The 18,019-nt window shown below is 52.2% G+C and carries 23 protein-coding genes and 1 pseudogene; 11 read left to right on the top strand and 13 right to left on the bottom strand.

Annotated elements, in window-relative coordinates:
- The 13 genes and pseudogenes from ACMUMJ_RS15690 to ACMUMJ_RS15635 all read right to left on the bottom strand — a co-directional run.
- A pseudogene (locus tag ACMUMJ_RS15690) lies at positions 1-267 on the bottom strand (phosphoribosyltransferase); the annotation flags it as partial.
- Positions 268-293: 26 nt separating this feature from the next.
- The gene (kfrB, locus tag ACMUMJ_RS15685) at positions 294-638 is read right to left on the bottom strand and encodes an IncP plasmid survival protein KfrB (protein ID WP_414679788.1); all 345 of its coding nucleotides are present in this window, start codon (positions 636-638) and stop codon (positions 294-296) included.
- A gap of 260 nt (positions 639-898) precedes the next feature.
- Positions 899-1,915: a ParB/RepB/Spo0J family partition protein gene (locus tag ACMUMJ_RS15680; protein WP_414679787.1), complete on the bottom strand. Its 1,017-nt coding sequence runs from the start codon at positions 1,913-1,915 to the stop codon at positions 899-901.
- The gene (locus ACMUMJ_RS15675; RefSeq protein WP_414679786.1) at positions 1,912-2,670 is read right to left on the bottom strand and encodes a ParA family protein; all 759 of its coding nucleotides are present in this window, start codon (positions 2,668-2,670) and stop codon (positions 1,912-1,914) included. Before ACMUMJ_RS15675 ends, ACMUMJ_RS15680 begins: the two co-directional genes overlap by 4 nt.
- Entirely contained in the window at positions 2,670-2,966 is a 297-nt protein-coding gene (locus ACMUMJ_RS15670; protein ID WP_414679785.1) for a transcriptional regulator KorA, read from the bottom strand. The genes ACMUMJ_RS15675 and ACMUMJ_RS15670 overlap by 1 nt, the downstream gene beginning before the upstream one ends.
- Positions 2,967-3,084: 118 nt before the next feature.
- Positions 3,085-3,435, bottom strand: coding sequence for a KleE stable inheritance protein (gene kleE, locus ACMUMJ_RS15665; protein ID WP_414679784.1), 351 nt, complete (start codon positions 3,433-3,435; stop codon positions 3,085-3,087).
- Between the two features lie 177 nt (positions 3,436-3,612).
- Complete coding sequence (gene kleA, locus ACMUMJ_RS15660) at positions 3,613-3,804, bottom strand: stable inheritance protein KleA (RefSeq protein ID WP_414679783.1); 192 nt, start codon at positions 3,802-3,804, stop codon at positions 3,613-3,615.
- Positions 3,805-3,955: 151 nt separating this feature from the next.
- On the bottom strand, positions 3,956-4,210 hold the full coding sequence (locus ACMUMJ_RS15655) for a transcriptional regulator (protein ID WP_414679782.1): 255 nt from the start codon (positions 4,208-4,210) through the stop codon (positions 3,956-3,958).
- On the bottom strand, positions 4,203-4,436 hold the full coding sequence (locus tag ACMUMJ_RS16895; RefSeq protein ID WP_527195826.1) for a hypothetical protein: 234 nt from the start codon (positions 4,434-4,436) through the stop codon (positions 4,203-4,205). Before ACMUMJ_RS16895 ends, ACMUMJ_RS15655 begins: the two co-directional genes overlap by 8 nt.
- A gap of 9 nt (positions 4,437-4,445) precedes the next feature.
- A complete protein-coding gene (locus ACMUMJ_RS15650; protein WP_527195825.1) occupies positions 4,446-5,270 on the bottom strand; it encodes a hypothetical protein in 825 nt (274 codons plus the stop codon).
- A gap of 40 nt (positions 5,271-5,310) precedes the next feature.
- On the bottom strand, positions 5,311-5,745 hold the full coding sequence (locus ACMUMJ_RS15645) for an antirestriction protein (protein ID WP_414679780.1): 435 nt from the start codon (positions 5,743-5,745) through the stop codon (positions 5,311-5,313).
- A 1,077-nt stretch (positions 5,746-6,822) separates the two neighbouring features.
- Positions 6,823-7,953, bottom strand: a complete 1,131-nt coding sequence (gene trfA, locus ACMUMJ_RS15640; RefSeq protein ID WP_414679779.1) for a plasmid replication initiator TrfA — start codon at positions 7,951-7,953, stop codon at positions 6,823-6,825.
- Positions 7,954-7,999: 46 nt separating this feature from the next.
- Positions 8,000-8,347 carry a single-stranded DNA-binding protein gene (locus ACMUMJ_RS15635; RefSeq protein WP_414679778.1) on the bottom strand — a complete coding sequence of 116 codons (348 nt, stop codon included), beginning with the start codon at positions 8,345-8,347 and terminating at the stop codon, positions 8,000-8,002.
- A 98-nt stretch (positions 8,348-8,445) separates the two neighbouring features.
- Here ACMUMJ_RS15635 and ACMUMJ_RS15630 point away from each other — a divergent pair, with 98 nt between their 5' ends.
- The 11 genes from ACMUMJ_RS15630 (at position 8,446) to trbK (ending at position 18,015) form a co-directional block, all read left to right on the top strand.
- A complete protein-coding gene (locus ACMUMJ_RS15630) occupies positions 8,446-8,829 on the top strand; it encodes a transcriptional regulator (protein WP_414679777.1) in 384 nt (127 codons plus the stop codon).
- A 250-nt stretch (positions 8,830-9,079) separates the two neighbouring features.
- Positions 9,080-10,039, top strand: a complete 960-nt coding sequence (gene trbB, locus ACMUMJ_RS15625; RefSeq protein WP_414679776.1) for a P-type conjugative transfer ATPase TrbB — start codon at positions 9,080-9,082, stop codon at positions 10,037-10,039.
- Between the two features lie 25 nt (positions 10,040-10,064).
- Positions 10,065-10,490 (top strand): conjugal transfer system pilin TrbC, encoded by a 426-nt coding sequence (trbC, locus tag ACMUMJ_RS15620; protein WP_414679775.1) that lies wholly within the window; start codon positions 10,065-10,067, stop codon positions 10,488-10,490.
- Between the two features lie 2 nt (positions 10,491-10,492).
- Entirely contained in the window at positions 10,493-10,804 is a 312-nt protein-coding gene (gene trbD, locus ACMUMJ_RS15615; protein ID WP_414679774.1) for a conjugal transfer protein TrbD, read from the top strand.
- Positions 10,801-13,341 (top strand): VirB4 family type IV secretion/conjugal transfer ATPase, encoded by a 2,541-nt coding sequence (locus ACMUMJ_RS15610; RefSeq protein ID WP_527195823.1) that lies wholly within the window; start codon positions 10,801-10,803, stop codon positions 13,339-13,341. Before trbD ends, ACMUMJ_RS15610 begins: the two co-directional genes overlap by 4 nt.
- Complete coding sequence (locus ACMUMJ_RS15605; RefSeq protein ID WP_414679773.1) at positions 13,341-14,123, top strand: conjugal transfer protein TrbF; 783 nt, start codon at positions 13,341-13,343, stop codon at positions 14,121-14,123. Before ACMUMJ_RS15610 ends, ACMUMJ_RS15605 begins: the two co-directional genes overlap by 1 nt.
- A 17-nt stretch (positions 14,124-14,140) precedes the next feature.
- Positions 14,141-15,049 carry a P-type conjugative transfer protein TrbG gene (gene trbG, locus ACMUMJ_RS15600; RefSeq protein WP_414679772.1) on the top strand — a complete coding sequence of 303 codons (909 nt, stop codon included), beginning with the start codon at positions 14,141-14,143 and terminating at the stop codon, positions 15,047-15,049.
- Between the two features lie 2 nt (positions 15,050-15,051).
- The gene (locus ACMUMJ_RS15595) at positions 15,052-15,567 is read left to right on the top strand and encodes a conjugal transfer lipoprotein TrbH (protein ID WP_414679771.1); all 516 of its coding nucleotides are present in this window, start codon (positions 15,052-15,054) and stop codon (positions 15,565-15,567) included.
- A 3-nt stretch (positions 15,568-15,570) separates the two neighbouring features.
- Positions 15,571-17,001 carry a TrbI/VirB10 family protein gene (locus ACMUMJ_RS15590; protein WP_414679770.1) on the top strand — a complete coding sequence of 477 codons (1,431 nt, stop codon included), beginning with the start codon at positions 15,571-15,573 and terminating at the stop codon, positions 16,999-17,001.
- Between the two features lie 18 nt (positions 17,002-17,019).
- Complete coding sequence (gene trbJ, locus ACMUMJ_RS15585; protein WP_414679769.1) at positions 17,020-17,778, top strand: P-type conjugative transfer protein TrbJ; 759 nt, start codon at positions 17,020-17,022, stop codon at positions 17,776-17,778.
- 9 nt (positions 17,779-17,787) lie between these two features.
- Positions 17,788-18,015: an entry exclusion lipoprotein TrbK gene (gene trbK, locus ACMUMJ_RS15580; protein ID WP_414679768.1), complete on the top strand. Its 228-nt coding sequence runs from the start codon at positions 17,788-17,790 to the stop codon at positions 18,013-18,015.
- Positions 18,016-18,019: the final 4 nt, after the last annotated feature.

Below are 18,019 nucleotides of genomic sequence, written 5' to 3'. Positions count from 1 at the left end.
CATTGCCAACGGTATTTTATTGTTACCAGCCGCCTCAACAGCCAAAACCGGCAACACCAGGGGCTTGCCGTCCCCTATTTGCTCCCTAATCTTCCCTACCGTATCGTCGGTGAGAAGCCTATCAACTAGATTGATGGCGACATGTCTGCCGCCAGACTTGGCCGCCTGATACTCGGGTTCGTTCTTCAACGACCCCAAATCACCATTCCTTATCACCTGTGGGAAGTCGTACCAAGGGGCACGCTCCCCGATTCCCAGCTTACTCAAAACACCTCCCGTTTTAGCCGCTAAAACTATCGGGAGCGCCCTCTACTGAGTTTGACGGCCTGGGCGACTAATGCCTTACCCTGAACGTCGTAGCTAATGTTTTTTTTACTCCCAATATCAGGTACTATATCGAAATTTGACTTAGAGTGCATGATAAATTTTTTGCCTATCTGCTGGTATATTTTGTTGTTATCGGCATGAACAATCACACCATCATGGCGCTGCGACTTATCGGCTTCCTTAGCCATGTAAAGATTGTATATGCCAGGCTTTAACGCTCCGGCCTTATCAACCTTGTGATTAGCCCATGCGCCACCCTGGTCGGTCTGAACGATCCGCTGGCCATTCATAACCAAAAGGCGTTGCTTCATTTGCGGCGCTCCTATGTATTTTCTCTTACTGCTACTGGTTGCAAAGTCCCCACCCACAAAAAAGCCGACCTCGACAACCAAACGAGGTCGGCTTGGTCATCAAAGGAAGGGTAAATGATTTCTTCTGTTCCAATGCGGCGCGAATCCGCCCCGCAATCATGATACAATTGTTACTGCTCATCGCTAGTCACCTCTTAACTGGTTAGCGTGGGTTCCGCCCTGGATACGGTTGCCGCCGTGCCCAGGGCTTTCTTTTAGGTTTAAGCTCCGTCCATCAACGCCATCAGTTCGACCACGCCAAGGTCCGCTTCAAACTCTTGGCCGTCATCCTCGTATTTGATCCAGGCCCAACCCTCGGCAGAAGGGCGACGATTAAGCATCATGCGCCCCATGCGTTCGTCATGCTTGACCATGACAATCGCTTTTTTCAGTTTGTCCGGGTCTTGTTTCTTTGACTCCTTCTTCGGCGGGATTTCGTCTTCTTCCTGGTCGTTATCATCTTCGGCGTCGGTTTGGCCGGTGAACGCATCAACCGCATTCGGGGCGCGGTCCTCTTCCTCATGCTTGCGCTTGTCGTCCAGGTACTCGCGCAGCAGCTTAACCGATCCGCGTGTTAGCTCCTGATCGTCGTCACTGAGCCAAGTAACAACCTCGTCCGGCTTTTTCTTGTAAGCCTTAACCAGCTCGTTAATCACAGTTACATCATTAACGCGCCCAGAATTGAAGGCTTCGGCAATAGGCTCCGGCAGGTCCAGCAAGGTTACGTGCTGACTCACAAATGCTGCGGATTTGCCTATAGCTGACGCAATGTCGCCTTTCTTCATGCCCTTAGCCAGCTCTCGGCCAATGTAATCGGCAATCTCGCGGGCGGTAAGCTCATTGCGTTGTAGGTTCTCAATAACCTGGTCTGCTTCGTTGTAGTCGTTGTCGATAAACGCCGGGATAGTCTCTTTTTCAGCGATACGGCTACCACGAAACCGGCGAGCGCCGTGGTTGATGATGAAGCGGCCCGGCTCGTCCTGGTTCTCTCGCACTGAAATCGGCGTTTTAACGCTTCGATGGCGAATGGTTGCGGCCAGCTCTTCCAGGCTTGATTTTGAAAAGCCCGGATTATCCTCTGTGCGTGGCTGGTTTGGATCTTCATCTATCAGGTCCAAGGCCAAGGCCAGGGGGCCAGCGGCGCCCTTCGTGTTTTCGGGGTCATTCAGAAGCCCGGACAGGTCGCCAATACTCTCCAGCCCCAGACCCTCCATTTTCTGTTCTTTTTGCGCGCTCATGCGGTGATCTCCATTTTTGTAAACACAAGGTCAGCCAGGGCGCGAACTTCTTTCGCAGCTTTCCTGGCAGCCGTTTTTTTGATTTTCCAGACCGGCACCCCGGAAGCGAGTGCATCCGCTATGCTGCTACGCAGGCCGATTGTGGTAGGAAGCATAAGTTGCGGAAATGCCTGCTGGAGCTGTTCCAGGTGGCGACCGTGGCGGGGGTTTCGTCCGTCTACCTTGCTCGGCACCATCCCCAAAAATTGCAGCTTAGGGTTAGCCTTACGCACGTTCACAATGGCCGCGTTCATCTTCTTGATGCCTTGAATTGAATAGGCTTCCAGCTCGATAGGGGACAGGACATAATCCGCAGCAATCAGCGCAGCGGCCATACTTACACCCAGGGAAGGTGCCGTGTCGATCAAGCACACGTCAAAGCCTTGTTCTGCCAGGCTGGCAATGCCAGCTCTGAAATGCTCACCCGCACGACTCAGTGACATGGCTTCCATGTTTGCCAGGGCAGCGTCAGATTCAATAAGAGCCATGCCGGGCGCATCTTCTCCGTTTACAACGTCAAACGGGCCACCATTAAAAAAATTGCTTGCTACAACGCCCGTGCGGAACTCCTGGAGCGTATAAGAGGCGTTACCCTGTGTATCCAGGTCGATCACGGCCACCTTTTTGCCGCGTTCGTAGAAGTCAAACGCCAAATGCACCAAGGTTGATGTTTTGCCAACGCCGCCTTTTTGGTTTGCCGTGACCAATGTTTTCATTACATGTCCCTTTTCTTCTTGGCGTCCTCCGCCCATTTCTTGACGATAAACGCTTGATGTTCCGGCAGCATTGCCGTGACTCGCTCGAACCCCTCCGGCGCCAGCGCCTTGTGAGCATCCCAAATTCTCTTGACAGCCTGATTGATCGCCCCTTTTGTCACTCCCAATAACGCTACGAACTCGGCTTGAGTTTTCCCCTCCACCAATACGCCATGCGCTATTTCGAGCGTTTGTTGTCCGACTCCCAAGCCCTTGATTGCAGCTTGAAACTGAGACTCCGTTAGTTGTTTTTTCATGGATTGCACCCATACCAACCCCACACCCTAGCTATTGACTGAATAGCGGTGACAGCCGCCGAATACAATAAAAGTATAGCTATACCTCCAAGTCAGGTCAACACTTTAGCGGCTAAAATTAAACGCCTTTGGGTTTAAATACCAACACAAAATAAGTGAGTACGGTCAGCACGGCAAAATGAGCCAGGAAAGTCCAGCCAGCGTTTACCGCTGGATCATCCCAGTAGTACACAGCCCGGACTCCCTGAAAGAAAACGTCGATAGAGACAACCCATTTAAGCAACGGCCACACCAGAACAACACCAATCCACACCCAGCGCAGAATAGCCGCCAGAAATCCCCCGCCTTTCTTCGGGTTACTCTGCGGCTTGCTCGGCTGTTGCTTGGCCTGTGCTTTTGGTTGCGGGTCCGGCGGCCCTGAATCAGTAGGGCCAGCTTTCGGAAACTTGATAATATTTGACTTTGACATATTCTTGACCCTCCAAGCCTTCCGTGCTCCAATTATCTATTGCTCTGCAAATAGGGCCACACCCTAGAGAGCATTGGTTTCGGTGTGACAGCGCCGGGCCAAGCGCCCCGGTCTAACCGGGGCGTATCCTTTATAAAAGTCAGCCCGGTGTTTTGCCTGTTCTACGGCCTCAATCGACTATTCCCCTTTGGCGTCACCTTCCAGTTTAAGACTGGCAAAATAAGCCTCTTCACGCAGTTTTGACGCCCGCTGTTCCAGCTCCTGAGCTTCTGCCATCTTGTCCACAATGGAGTCACGGCGGGCAGTGAAGTCAGTTGCGGCTATGTTCGGCAGCGCATTGACCCAAGACATGATTTTGCTAGTAGTCATCGGTATTTCTCGGTTATTGACCTGAGCAGTGTGCCCAGCCTTCACTTAATATATTAGGGCAAATTGCCCTACCTTGTCAAGCGAAAAATCCCGATCTATCGAAAAATTTTAACGGCTAAAATCACAATTCCAAGCATTTCCTTCCTGGCGTTCAACTCTCTTCCCAAATCTTGCCCAGCCCAGCCATGTCACAAAGCAATGCCCACGCGGCATAAGGAATGTGCGTTTCCTCGCCAATCCAGCGGCGCACCGTTCTGTCTCCCTTCTGCCCAAGCCCGACTTTTCTGGCCGCTCCGCCGCCTGTCAATTCAGCCAACCGCAACACTTCGCGGATTTCCTCGCCTGTCGGGCGTTCCCACTTTTTAGCAGGGCGCAGGCATTCAAGTCTAATATTCGGGTCACTCATTGTTTGTTTCTCCTGTGTCTATTACGGGGCGCAATTGATCAAAGCTGTAGATCGTATGCACCGATTTAGGGTTGAACTGAACAACGCGCCGCCCGTTCCGATTGATGCGGTACTTTGTCGGCTCGTCGTCGTGCGCCCATACCTGGGAGGTGCGAGGGGACAATTTCGTGATAATAACGAACTTGCCTATATCCTTTTCAAATACAGGATGATGGACGCTAACAATCTGGCATCGCTACCCAGGTTTAAATCGTCTAGTTTCTTCCCTGGCGTTCATTTTCGCAGCTTTAGCCACTCTTGGTTTTGCGGCCTTCGGTTCTATTTCCGGCAGCTCCTTTGTCGGCTTGTCCGCTTCGATCTTTGCTTGTGCTTCCTTGGCCCACTTCCGCGCAATAAATACCTTCTGCGGAGGCAGCACAACGTCCACAAGAGCGTAACCAGGGGGTACGTCAAGGGTTGCTGGAGAACGTCGCGCAGGCGGCTCCAGGGAAGCCAGAACGGCGGGAAGGCGGGATCGAGCAAGCCGGTCCCTATCTTCCGTTCCAATCTCTGGCCGTTTGTCCTTGAGGTAATCAGCCAGTATGGCTTTTGCAGCCTCTTCCACTGTCGAGCCAAACCGCAGGCCGTCGAAGTGGGACCGATACCCTGTCTCTGATATAAACCAGGCGTCCAGGTCTACCGCATGAAAAGAAAAATGAGCGGTTCCCTGGCTGCCAAGGCTGCCAAACTCGACCAAGACACGCATACCATCGACAACAGAAACAAACGCCCCTTTCTGACCCCATTTAGGAACCGCCCCGGTATCAGCCTGGCAATGTCTTTCAACCACGTTACCAGGTGAATCGGAATCCGCGTTGCATCCAAAGAAGGTGCCGCCGTTCATTTTCCAGATAACCGCCTCATACCAGGCCATTGCCCCGGCAGCCCTTTCTGCATCATCGACCAGTACAGCAGCGTGCAGGTCATTCACGGCCCCGGCTGCCAAGTCCAGCAACGCGGTTTGTTTGTCGGGCATCAAGGCGGCCAGCTTCGCCGCTTGCTCGTCTCTCTTATTCATCATCGCCACACGATGGCCCCAGCTTGCGCCGGGGCCTCTCCTATCAGTCTATAGCGCCAAGAATTGCAGTGGCTTCCGCGTGATCAAGGGCGTACTCTCTCAGGAAGTGATAGCGGTCAATCAGGGCGTCACCCTCGGCGGTGCCCTGGGCTTCGGCTGCAAGGTGTCCAAATGCGAACAACGTGGCTACGATCCCCGCCGCGTCAGCCGACATAGAGCCAGAAAACCAGTTACCTGAAACCTCTAGGTGTATTTCGGTATCAATCGCAGGGGCCATGTAATAGCCGCCGTTCGATAGGGTATAGAAGTGCCAGAACGCGCCTTTGTAGTCCTGGGAAAGATTACCCATGTAACCCAGCACCAGGGCTTCGCCGCGCATCATGCGGGCTTCACCAAATGCAGCAGGGTAAAACCCCATGGGGTTATTTTCTGCGACCAGGGAAGCAGTAACAGGGGTGTAATCGGTTGTATCAGTCATCGGAAATTCTCCGGTTATTGACCTAGGCGGTGTGCCCGGCCTTCTATTTATAATGATAGGGCATTTTGCCCTGTCTTGTCAAGGCAAATTGTCCTATAAGCCTCATTTTTAAAGGGTTTTATTGACATTTGAGGGGCTGATTCAAGCTCCGATCTGGCCGCTTTTCCTTGGCGTACAAATAAATGAACTTTCTAGCTTGCTAAATAGCTTAGGATTTTCTCAGAGGTTCCAGGGGGCACGGATTTTGATAATCGGGGAGTCCAGAGGGGCGATAGCCCCTTTGGGCATAGCGCAGCGTAAATACACGATTCAATTGTGTGAGGACGCGAAGCGTCCGAGGGGCTTGCCCCTGGGGGGATGGGAGGGATTGAGAAGGGCGGTTTCCCCCCTTCGGGGGCTGGTTTTCGCTTTTAGGTTTTTTCTTGCCAAATGAGCATTTTTCGCTTAATTGGTTATAAATAAATGGTTATATTATTGGTATATAAATGGTTAAAAAAAGGTTAGAGGGGCTAAAAACGGTTATAACGCTTTGTTTTTATTGCTTTTTTAGGATTACCCCTGCCCCTCAAGTGTCAATAAACCCGTCCCTCAAGTGTCAGTATTTTGCCCCTCAAATGTCAGTAAACCCGCCCCTCAAGTGTCAGTAGGTGCGCCCCCTCAAGTGTCAATAGCGTGGCGGGGTTACTAACAGGGTTATACCTATCGGATGTGGATAACTCTTAGCCAAGGTCTGGCTTTCGCCAGGTTTGGACGCCAGGGAGGGGGTGTTTTTCAAGCTGGCTCCTCAAGTGTCAGCAGTGCGCCTAGGTGCTTGGCCCCTCAAATGTCAATAAACGCCCCTTAAGTGTCAATCAACAAAATTTATCCCCATTGCCTACCCACAGCCTTCGGGCCTAACTTCCCTCTTTGGGGTTCAACCAGGTGCAACCTGGAAGGCTTCGCCCTCACCGCTGAAAACACTATATGTGGTATCCGATCGCAGCTGATCAAGCACTAGATATAGTATTCTCTTCGTTTTGGCCCTTCATAGATCAACAAAAAAAGGGCCGTAGCCCCTTTGTCCTCGATGCGTGGCCATCAGCTCCGCCTGCATCCCATGGAGTTAGCGGAAACCCAAGCATCGGCAACCAGTCCGCTCTCTTTTAGCTCTTCACACGCTGTCCCGACCTGCTCCCGCCACTTCTTAGCCCTGGTCGATTCCGAGCCGCACATAAGCCGGAAGGTTTCCAGCTTCAACGGGAACGGCTCCTTGTGTGAAGCAAAGTAGTCGAACATGCGGCGGGCCGTAGGGGACAGCTTGCGGTACTTGTCCCAAATGAAGCGCGAATAGTAGTCGCCGGCAAACAGGACAACCATTTCTTCATCAATCATGACCTGGCATCGAGAATTGCGCTTGCCTCGATCCAGGACGCGAAACCGGCTGATTAGTGATAGTGATTCCAGCCGGCCAACCCGTTTGGATTCAAACTGCATGGCCGATGCCTGCAACCGTAACAAACACTCTTCGGCTTTCTTGTAGTAACGGCCATTAATCGACCACCCCAAGTCCTTGCACAGCTCATAGAACGTGAAGCTGATAGGATCGCCAATAGGCGAATGCTTGGAATACTCCATAACCTGTTGCCATACTAGCTCGTCATCTTCTGCCCGCAGCTCTACGCCAGTATAGGTGATGTTCACATCATTCCCGATGCTATAGATAGGCTCGCTCTGTAAAGCTGCGCGGGGCACTCGTTTGTTTCGTACAGTGAATAGGGCCGACCGGGCGTAATCGTTCGGCAGCGCCCGCATGTGATCGCCCCAGGGGGCAATATCGAACAACGATAGCTGAGCGTCTTTGATCTCTTGTTTAGTGTGTTTTAGCAGCGCCGCTTGTCGGGCCTCGTCAACTTTCGAGGCCAGTGCATCCGTCGCGCCTTTTTTTCGCCCTGGCTTCTTGTCGCTCATGGCTTCCCCCTTGACAGCCGGGGCCGGGTCGCTAGCCTCCGTGGTGTTCTGTTTAGCTTTGGTCGTATCAGAAAGGGCAGGGGCTTCGGGTTCAGGAATACCCAGCAGGGTAATCGCATCACCAATAGGGCGGGCCTCTGCCTGTGCCGATTGGTTACGATGATAAGCGGTCCTAGCCGCAATTTCTTCGGCTTTGTCTGGTTCGACGCCGCTATCAATCAGCTTTCGGATGTATTCTTGTTTGTTAAAGTTATATGCCATTTACTACCCTCCTGGGAAACACCCCAGCCAAGCCGGGGTAACCGCCTTATCCCTGTTGTTGTCCTTCAGGGGCTTTTGTATCTAGGTAATCAATCTTTTCCGCAATAAAGTCGGTGCCGAACTCGGTTTTACCATCCTTCTCGAAGCGGGTGTTTTCAATGCGGCCCTGTACAAACACCTTGGAACCTTTCCCCAGGTAGCGGCCAGCACTGTCAGCTGTCGCTCCAAACGACTTGATGCGGAAAAACTCCGTTTTTTCTTGCTTGTCAGCACCTTTCCCCCATGTACGGTTAACAGCAATATCAAAAATTGCGCGACTGCTGCCACCTTGACTGTTATGTAACTCTGTATCACGGGTAAGATTTCCGATAAACTGGAACATGTTGTGGCTCATGGTAGAGTCTCCTTTCGTTATGATAAGTGGAGTATAGCTATACTTTTAAACCAAGTCAAAAACTTTAGCCGCTAAAATCGGCCTGCAAGAGAGGCAGCGTGTACAACTTCATTTTTTTTACTAACGTGCTGCGCATCCTGGATGAACGGCACATGACCAAGAACGAACTAGCGGAACGCTCTGGCGTTTCTATTTCGTTTTTGTCTGACTTAACCACGGGTAAGGCTAATCCGTCACTAAAAGTGATGGAAGCCATAGCGGCAGCCCTTGAAACGCCGCTCCCCCTTCTCCTGGAATCAACGGACCTTGATCGGGCAGCACTGGACGCCCTTGCGGGCGGAAAGATGCTAAGCAGTCTGCCAGCAGGCTATGAGCGTGTTTGCGCTGTGCTTCCTGAGCACCGGGCTTTCCAGATAAAAAAGTGGGGCGAGGAAACAAGAAAAAAATTGCGGGAACTGGATACCACACAAAAGGACTATTGACTTTTTTTGTAAAACCCTCCCCAAAGCCGTTAGATTTTAGCGGCTAAAAAAGGCTGCCGGGGTTCCCAACACCGGAGCCACCGAAAAGGACCGTTACACTAGAGACGTGATATAGGCTTGCGGGTGTCTCACCCGTGAGCCTCATGGACGAAATTATCTAAACTTTTTTCTTCGTTATGTTGCGCGGCTCTTGTTTTCGGTATATCGTATACATCAGAAACGGATTAACCGAAAACACCAGGGCAATTGAATGCAGCAAAAAGACATGACTAGCTCCATTAAGGACCGAGCAAAAAGAAAACTAGAGCGCGATATTGGGCCGGAGCTTCTACAGGCTTTTAATGATCCTAAAACGGTCGAGCTTATGCTCAACGCAGACGGGAAAGTTTGGGTTGAGCGTCTAGGCGAGGGAATGCAGTGCATCGGGACACTTAGACCTGCCCAAGCTCAGGCTGTTATAGAGACAATTGCCGGTTTTCACGGCAAAGAAATCACTCGGAGCAAGCCCATTCTTGAAGGGGAATTCCCCCTTGATGGTTCACGCTTCGCGGGTCAACTACCTCCTGTAGTTCCGGCCCCTACCTTCGCCATTCGGAAAAAAGCCGTTGCGATCTTCACTCTGGACCAGTACGTGGAAAACGGCATCATGACCGCCGACCAGAAACAAGTCCTAGTTGAAGCCGTGGCAGCACACCGAAACATTCTTGTTATTGGCGGCACCGGCTCAGGTAAAACCACCCTGGTTAACGCCATCATCAACGAAATGGTGATTACTGATCCTACCGAACGGGTTTTCATTATTGAAGATACCGGCGAAATCCAATGCGCCGCTAAAAACCACGTTCAGTACCACACCAGTCTTGACGTCTCCATGACGGCATTGCTGAAAACAACTTTGCGCATGAGACCCGACCGTATCTTGGTCGGCGAAGTGCGCGGGGCGGAAGCTTTGGACCTTCTCGACGCCTGGAACACCGGGCATGAAGGAGGTGCTGCAACCTTGCACGCCAACAATGCTAACGCTGGACTGGCTCGTTTGCGGTCGCTGATTACACGTAATCCAGCAGCTCCAGCCGAGATTGAACCACTAATTGGCGAGGTGGTTCACATCGTTGTTCATATCGCTAGAACCCTGGAAGGCCGCCGCATCCAAGAAATCCTAGAGGTTTCCGGTTATTGCGATGGTCAATACATCACTAAATCCCTTTAAACTTAGGAAACTAGGAGTAATACCAATGCAGCTCACTCTCCCATCAATCCGCCTTAACCGTTCGGCCATGCTCTACTTTGGCCTGTTCGCGGCTTTGTTCCTGGTTATGGCTGTTCAACCGGCTATGGCTTCGGAAGGAACGGGCGGCTCACTCCCTTATGAAAGTTGGCTGACCAACCTTCGCAACTCTGTAACCGGCCCTGTGGCGTTCGCCCTGTCCATGATCGGTATTGTCGTCGCAGGCGGCATTCTGATCTTCGGTGGTGAACTCAACGGCTTTTTCCGCACGCTGATTTTTATCGTGTTGGTAATGGCTCTGCTGGTCGGTGCGCAAAACATGATGTCCACCTTCTTCGGTCGTGGTGCAGAAATCGCGGCACTGACTGACGGTGCAGTTAACCAGGTTAGCGGTGCGGCCATGCGTCTCGTTAACGTTATTCAGGCGGTGTAACTATGGCTCTGCGCACGATCCCCATTCGTAGAGCTGGCAACCGAGAAAACTTGTTCATGGGCGGAGATCGTGAGCTTGTGATGTTCTTGGGACTGCTGGCAGGGGCACTTATTTTTAGTGCTCAGGAAGTCAGGGCAACAATCTTTGGTATTGGCCTTTGGTTCGGCGCACTTTTCGTGTGCCGACTCATGGCTAAGTCAGACCCTAAGCTGCGCCATGTCTATCTGCGGCACCACCGCTACAAGGCATATTATCCAGCTCGCAGCACACCCTACCGTGAAAACACGACAAGCCAAGGGAAGCAATACAAATGATGATTCAAGCTATTTCATTTGCCATTGCTGTCTGCGGTGCAGCGCTGTTACTTATCCTTTTTTCCCGTATCCGTGCGGTCGATGCTGAATTGAAGTTGAAAAAGCATCGCTCCAAGGATGCGGGGCTGGCTGACTTGCTCAATTATGCCGCTGTTGTTGATGACGGTGTAATTGTCTGCAAGAACGGCGCTTTCATGGCGTCTTGGCTGTACAAAGGGGATGACAACGCCAGCAGCACCGACGAACAGCGGGAAATGGTGTCTTTTCGTATTAACCAGGCTCTTGCGGGCCTTGGTAATGGTTGGATGGTTCACGTTGATGCCGTGCGCCGTCCAGCTCCCAATTATTCAGAACGCAATACCTCGGCTTTCCCTGATCCGGTTTCTGTCGCGATTGACGAGGAACGCCGTCAGCTATTCGAGGGCCTGGGCGCGATGTATGAGGGTTATTTTGTTCTAACCCTAACATGGTTCCCGCCTTTGCTGGCTCAGCGCAAATTCGTTGAACTCATGTTTGATGATGACGCCGAGGTAGTTGGCAAAAAAGCCCAAACCAAGGGCTTGATTAACCAATTCAAGCGCGAAATTAGCAGCATTGAAAACCGCCTGACAACTGCGATTAAGTTGACTCGCCTTCGCGGTCAAAAAATCGTGAATGAGGACGGCAGCAAAGTCACGCATGACGATTTTCTTAGCTGGCTGCAATTCTGCGTTACTGGTGTAAGCCACCCTGTTCAACTGCCTAATAACCCTATGTATATGGACGCCTATATTGGCGGTCAAGAAATGTGGGGCGGGGTAGTACCGAAAGTTGGCCACAAATTTATTCAGGTCGTTTCTCTCGAGGGTTTCCCCTTGGAGTCTCACCCTGGAATCTTGAGCGCCTTGGCCGAACTCCCGGTTGAATATCGTTGGTCGTCACGTTTCATTTTCATGGATCAACACGAATCCGTTAAGCACCTGGACAAGTTCCGCAAGAAGTGGAAACAAAAAGTGCGCGGTTTCTTTGACCAGGTATTTAACACAAATAGCGGTAATGTGGACCAAGACGCTTTAACAATGGTCCAAGACGCAGAATCTGCAATTGCAGAAGTGAACAGCGGCTTGGTTGCTGTGGGGTATTACACAAGCGTTGTCGTCCTAATGGATGAAAGCCGGGACCGTCTGGAACAGTCTGCACGCCAGGTAGAGAGATCAATCAACCGCTTGGGCTTTGCTGCCCGAACTGAAACCATTAATACCCTGGACGCTTACCTGGGCAGCCTGCCGGGCCACGGTGTTGAAAATGTGCGTCGCCCGCTCATTAACACGATGAATCTGGCCGATCTGCTGCCTACAAGCACTATTTGGACAGGAAGCGCCGACGCTCCTTGCCCAATGTATCCGCCTCTGTCACCGGCTTTAATGAACTGTGTCACCAGTGGGGCAACACCGTTCCGTTTGAATCTTCACGTTCGTGATTTGGGTCATACCTTTATGTTCGGCCCAACGGGTGCAGGTAAATCGACACACTTGGCCTTGATTGCTGCTCAGCTTCGCCGTTACGCAGGTATGTCGATTTTCGCATTTGATAAAGGCATGTCCATGTATCCGCTGACTAAAGCGGTAGGTGGCCTGCATTTTTCTGTCGGTGCGGACGATGATCGCCTGTCCTTCTGTCCATTGCAGTATCTGGAAACCAAGAGTGATCGCGCTTGGGCAATGGAATGGATAGACACCATCCTGGCGTTAAACGGGGTTCAGAGTACGCCTGCACAACGAAATGAAATTGCCCATGCGATTGTCAGTATGCACGAAAGCGGGGCGCGTACTCTGTCTGAGTTCTCGCTGACCATCCAGGATCAAAGCATCCGTGAAGCTATCCGCCAATACACGGTTGACGGCTCTATGGGGCACCTTCTGGACGCCGACGATGATGGCTTGTCACTGACCGATTTCACCACGTTTGAAATCGAAGAGCTGATGAACCTAGGTGAAAAATTTGCCCTGCCGGTCTTGCTTTACCTATTCCGTCGAATCGAGCGAAGCCTTAAAGGACAGCCAGCCGTCATCATTTTGGATGAAGCCTGGTTGATGCTTGGGCACCCTGCATTCCGCGAAAAAATCCGCGAATGGCTCAAGGTACTGCGTAAGGCTAACTGCCTGGTTCTTATGGCAACACAAAGCCTGTCCGACGCTGCCAACTCCGGCATTCTGGACGTTATTGTGGAGTCCACTGCAACCAAGATTTTCCTGCCGAACGTCTATGCCCGTGACGAAGATACTTCCGCTCTGTACCGCAGAATGGGGCTTAACGCTCGTCAAATTGAAATCCTGGCAATGGCTATTCCCAAACGACAGTATTACTACGTTTCTGAAAATGGTCGCCGCCTCTATGACCTCGCCCTGGGGCCTTTGGCTCTCTCGTTTGTCGGTGCTTCTGACAAAGAATCCGTTGCAGCTATCAAGCAACTAGAAGCCAAATATGGCGAACAGTGGGTGCATGAATGGCTCGCAGGTCGTGGTCTGAAACTTGATAACTACCTGGAGGCAGCCTAATGAGCTTTTCCGAGAAACTTAAAGGGCTGATTTTCAAAAAGTCCACCCCTGGTTATGACCAGGAAGAAACTGCAGAGATCGAGGCGCAGGATAAAAAATCTAAACGCCAAGGGGATGATGAAAACCCATATCTGGCCGCTCGCCGCACTTGGAATGAGCACGTTGGTTCTGTGGTGTCATCACGCCAAACCTGGCAGGTCGTGGGCATTCTATCGCTAATGATTGCCCTGGCCGGTGTCGGTGGTGTTATCCATATTGGCAGCCAATCCAAGTTCATCCCCTACGTTGTGGAAGTGGACAAGCTGGGCGCAGCTCAAGCAGCGGGGCCGGTTACTGGCTCTGATGTTGCCGACTCGCGTGTTTTGAATGCCACGGTGTCCGAGTTCATCGAAAACGCCCGCATGGTATCGCCTGACGTAGCTCTGCAACGCAAAGCGGTATTCAGTGTTTACGCACACTTGGCCCCGAACGATCCCGCAACCACGAAAATGAATGAATGGCTTAACGGCAACGCCGATGCCAGTCCGTTCAAACGTGCCACCAAAGAAATGGTGAGCATCGACATTACATCTGTTCTGCCGCAAACACCGACTACGTGGCAAGTGGACTGGACAGAAACCAAACGGGACCGACAAGGGGTATTGCAGGGCCAACCAGCTCAATACCGCGCCCTTATTACTGTGTACACCGCAGACACTTCAACGCAGACCACGGAAGAGCAAATGCGTAACAACCCGCTGGGTATTTACGTGCGCGATTATTCCTGGTCACGGCTGCAATGATTACGAGGCTATTAACCATGAAGAAACAATTTTCCGCTGTGATCCTGGGTGCTGCGATGATGTTGGTGCCCGCCCTAGCGACGGTCGCACACGCAAACGGGCTTGAGGACAAGTATTTCACCAATGACAACCCGACCCTGACCCAGCAAGAACGCCAAGCACTGGCTATTGCACAGCGTTGGCAGGCCGGGGGCGACAACGGTGGCATCCGTCCTTTTACTGGCCGTAATGGTGCCATCCAATTTGTATTTGGCACGCAGTCTCCAAGCGTTGTTTGTGCCGTGCTCCAAGTCTGTGACGTTGCGTTGCAGCCTGGCGAATACGTCAACTCCATTCAGTTGGGTGATACCGCCCGTTGGAACGTCGAACCGGCCATTTCCGGCACCGGGGCAGGGGAAACCCAACACCTGCTTATTAAACCGATGGACGTGGGCCTAGAAACCAGCCTGGTCGTAACGACTGACCGCCGCGTTTATCACATTCGTTTGCGTTCTCACCGCACCGAATACATGCCGCAAGTTGTATTCACCTACCCGGAAGATGCACTTGCCAAGTGGGATATGGTCCGCAGCCGCGAACGCCAGCACCGCGAGGACAATACTATTCCTCGAACCCGTGAGTACCTGGGCGACTTGTCATTTGATTACGACGTGTCCGGCTCGGCCTCCTGGAAGCCCGTTCGTGTTTTCAATGACGGTCACAAGACCATCATTCAAATGCCGCGAGCCATGCAGCAAACAGAAGCGCCGACGCTCTTGGTTGTCCGTAAGGACAGCGGCCTATTCTCTGACCCTGAAACCGTCATGGTCAATTATCGCGTCCAAGGGGATCGCTACATCGTCGATACGGTGTTTAACAAAGCAATCCTTATCTCTGGCGTTGGTAGCAGCCAGGACAAAATCACCATCACCAAAGGGGACGATTAATCATGCGTAAACTTATCGTCGCAGTTCTGTTTTCGCTAGGTTTGGCTGGGTGTGCTACGCACTCCCCATACGGCAACTTTGTCGAGAATCCGGCAGGACTAAATCAGCAAGAAATCGCCAGCGATACAGTCGAGAAAATCACCGAACTGTACCCACGTGCAAAAACTCGCTTCGAGCTGAAACAGCCTACACCTGACGCTTTTGGTACGGCATTGGTTCGCGGGCTGCGTGATCGCGGATATGCCCTCCTGGAGTTCGACCCGGAAGAGGCCAAAGCGCAGCAACGCCAGCAGGCTACACGTTCGACCAGAACAGCCCCGAACGCGGAACCTACACCGGCACCGGCTAACCCAGCTCCGACAGGATCAGGTCTGCCGCTTCGTTACGTGTTCGACCAATTCACGGGCACCAATATGTACCGCGTGACCATCATGGTCGGCAATGAGTCCTTGACCCGCCCATATTCGCAAGAAAACGGCGGCATCGTTCCAGCGGGTTATTGGGTTCGCAAGGAGTAAGACATGAGCGAAAACAACGATCAAATGTCCCCGGCCGCCTCACCAGGTGAGGTGTCCAAAAAATCCGGGGTGCGTCGCGTCAATAGTCGCCCGATGTACATTTTGTTTGGCGTTCTTAGCCTGTTTCTTTTGGTCATGATGATGGTCGCCGCCGACCGTGCCTCCCAGCAAAACGCACCAGGCGAAGGTCCAAAGGAAAGGGCAGGCAATACCTCGATTTTCGCCAATGAGATTGCAGGCACTCAGACAGACGGTTTCATTCCGGCTGCCGAGCCTCTGGCTGTACCGTCGTCTCTTGATGAACCTGTTGCACCAAATGCAGAGGCACCGCAGGAAGAGAATCAAGGCACAGCGCCTGTAACGGTAGCTCGCCCGGTTAATCCTGACTTGCCTCCGGCACCGCCTCAAAATACGGGTTCGCAAGAACAGCGCGACGACGAGGCCGAGCGCATCCGCATGGCGAAGCTGCAAATGCTGGAACAAGCCGTGAGAGCCAAAACCGGCGTACAAGCAACCGCACCGCACCGCAGTGGCGACAGTGGTTCATCACAGCCAGTCAGCAACCGTCCAGAATCACGCCAGGACATGATTAACGAGATTGCCCGCGTCCGTCAGCAGATTGCGGCGAACCGTTCCGACGATCCAACTGCCGCGTATCAACAGCGCATGGCTCAGATTGAAGGGATGCGCAACGGTGGCGGCTTTGGCGGTAATAGTGGCAGCAATAGCGCCCCGATGTTAATGCAGACCTCAGCGAATGGTGGCGGCAACGGTTATTCGCAGTTTGACAGAAACGGCGATGATCGCTGGCAGCTTGGGGAGCAAGTACAGGCTCCGCGCAGCCCTTACGAGCTACGCGCTGGCTTTGTTATCCCGGCCACACTGATTTCCGGTATCAACTCCGACTTGCCCGGCCAAATCGTTGCTCAGGTATCACAAGATGTATCGGACACGGCAACAGGGAGTCATTTATTGATTCCTCACGGGTCGCGTCTTGTTGGTTCTTATTCGAACGATGTGGCCTACGGCCAAGAGCGAGTTTTGATTGCCTGGCAGCGCATTATTTTCCCGGACGGAAAGGCTTTGGATATTGGTTCAATGCCAGGCGCGGACGCAGCCGGTTACTCTGGTTTCCATGACCAGGTTAACAACCATTATCTGCGTATTTTTGGGTCTGCACTCCTCATGTCTGGTGTCACAGCTGGCGTAACGCTTAGCCAGGACAACGATAACAACAGCGACAGCAATAACCAACGTGCAAGCGATGTGCTTAGTGAGGCGCTTGGTCAGCAGCTTGGTCAAGTTATGATCGAGATGATCCGCAAGAACATGAACATTGCGCCAACGCTGGAAATTCGCCCTGGTTATCGCTTCAACGTGATTGTCACCAAAGACATGACTTTCTCGAAGCCTTACAGCTCATTTGATTATTAACGACAAGGAGAAAACGCCATGAAGAAAAAGAAAAGATTTTTAGCCGCTAAAATTGTTCTGGTCGTCGCTATGACGGCCACCAATGTTCAAGCAGGCATTCCTGTTATGGACGGCACTAACCTGAAACAAAACATTCTGTCAGCCCTGGAAGCCGTTTCGCAAACCGCAAAACAAATCCAGCAATATCAAACGCAGTTGCAGCAGTATGAAAACCAACTGAAAAACACGCTGGCCCCGGCTTTATACATTTGGGATCAGGCGCAATCAACGATTAACGATCTGAACCAGGCGACCAACACACTCGCTTATTATCAAAACCAGCTTGGCAGCCTCGATGCGTACCTGGGCAAGTTCCAGGACGTAGCTTATTACCGCAGTTCGCCATGCTTCTCAGCTACGGGGTGCAGTGATGCCGAATGGGCCGCAATAGATGAAAACCGCCGCTTAGCCTCCGAGTCTCAGAAAAAGGCTAACGATGCGGTATTTAAGGGATTGGAACAGCAGCAAGACAATCTGGAAGCCGATGCTCGTCAGCTTAACCGCCTGCAATCTGGTGCTCAGAGTGCAGATGGCCAACTGGCCGCCATTGGTTACGCCAATCAGCTCGCCAGCAACCAGGCCAACCAGCTCCTGCAAATTCGTAGTTTGCTGATTGCTCAGCAAAACGCTGTAGCGACTCGAATGCAGGCAGAGGCTGACAAAGAGGCCCAACAGCAAGCGGCATCAAATCAAGTCCGAGCGGGCAGCTTTGTCGCCAGTCCAGCCCGGTCTTGGTAAGGGGGACCAATGAAATCAATTAACGCAATTCAATTACTCGGGGCCGCTTCTGTAGCGGTCCTCCTAACCGGCTGTTTTGACGAAAAGATGCCAGAAGTAAACGACATCAATTGTCAGCATGAAAACATTTTGAAAATCGAGGACAAGGCCATGCAGCAAGACTTTGCTTCTAAGTGTCTGCGTCGTGGCAACCCTCGGTCTGGTGAGTTTAAAGCCAGCCCTGAGAAAAATTGGTGAGGTA

The sequence above is a fragment of the Marinomonas phycocola genome, assembly GCF_047525455.1.
Lineage (GTDB): Bacteria > Pseudomonadota > Gammaproteobacteria > Pseudomonadales > Marinomonadaceae > Marinomonas.
The sequence above is the reverse complement of the archived record's forward strand: the minus strand, read 5'-3'. Positions and strand labels throughout refer to the sequence as shown.

Coding starts and splice junctions, on each gene's coding strand:
- kleA (WP_414679783.1), bottom strand. CDS start 3,804: ATGACTACTAGCAAAATCATGTCTTGGGTCAATGCGCTGCCGAACATA.
- trbC (WP_414679775.1), top strand. CDS start 10,065: ATGCAGCTCACTCTCCCATCAATCCGCCTTAACCGTTCGGCCATGCTC.
- ACMUMJ_RS15670 (WP_414679785.1), bottom strand. CDS start 2,966: ATGAAAAAACAACTAACGGAGTCTCAGTTTCAAGCTGCAATCAAGGGC.
- ACMUMJ_RS15650 (WP_527195825.1), bottom strand. CDS start 5,270: ATGATGAATAAGAGAGACGAGCAAGCGGCGAAGCTGGCCGCCTTGATG.
- ACMUMJ_RS15590 (WP_414679770.1), top strand. CDS start 15,571: ATGAGCGAAAACAACGATCAAATGTCCCCGGCCGCCTCACCAGGTGAG.
- ACMUMJ_RS15680 (WP_414679787.1), bottom strand. CDS start 1,915: ATGAGCGCGCAAAAAGAACAGAAAATGGAGGGTCTGGGGCTGGAGAGT.
- kfrB (WP_414679788.1), bottom strand. CDS start 638: ATGAAGCAACGCCTTTTGGTTATGAATGGCCAGCGGATCGTTCAGACC.
- ACMUMJ_RS15655 (WP_414679782.1), bottom strand. CDS start 4,210: ATGAGTGACCCGAATATTAGACTTGAATGCCTGCGCCCTGCTAAAAAG.
- ACMUMJ_RS15610 (WP_527195823.1), top strand. CDS start 10,801: ATGATGATTCAAGCTATTTCATTTGCCATTGCTGTCTGCGGTGCAGCG.
- ACMUMJ_RS15635 (WP_414679778.1), bottom strand. CDS start 8,347: ATGAGCCACAACATGTTCCAGTTTATCGGAAATCTTACCCGTGATACA.
- trfA (WP_414679779.1), bottom strand. CDS start 7,953: ATGGCATATAACTTTAACAAACAAGAATACATCCGAAAGCTGATTGAT.
- ACMUMJ_RS15675 (WP_414679786.1), bottom strand. CDS start 2,670: ATGAAAACATTGGTCACGGCAAACCAAAAAGGCGGCGTTGGCAAAACA.
- kleE (WP_414679784.1), bottom strand. CDS start 3,435: ATGTCAAAGTCAAATATTATCAAGTTTCCGAAAGCTGGCCCTACTGAT.
- ACMUMJ_RS15605 (WP_414679773.1), top strand. CDS start 13,341: ATGAGCTTTTCCGAGAAACTTAAAGGGCTGATTTTCAAAAAGTCCACC.
- ACMUMJ_RS15645 (WP_414679780.1), bottom strand. CDS start 5,745: ATGACTGATACAACCGATTACACCCCTGTTACTGCTTCCCTGGTCGCA.
- trbK (WP_414679768.1), top strand. CDS start 17,788: ATGAAATCAATTAACGCAATTCAATTACTCGGGGCCGCTTCTGTAGCG.
- trbJ (WP_414679769.1), top strand. CDS start 17,020: ATGAAGAAAAAGAAAAGATTTTTAGCCGCTAAAATTGTTCTGGTCGTC.
- trbD (WP_414679774.1), top strand. CDS start 10,493: ATGGCTCTGCGCACGATCCCCATTCGTAGAGCTGGCAACCGAGAAAAC.
- ACMUMJ_RS15595 (WP_414679771.1), top strand. CDS start 15,052: ATGCGTAAACTTATCGTCGCAGTTCTGTTTTCGCTAGGTTTGGCTGGG.
- trbG (WP_414679772.1), top strand. CDS start 14,141: ATGAAGAAACAATTTTCCGCTGTGATCCTGGGTGCTGCGATGATGTTG.
- trbB (WP_414679776.1), top strand. CDS start 9,080: ATGCAGCAAAAAGACATGACTAGCTCCATTAAGGACCGAGCAAAAAGA.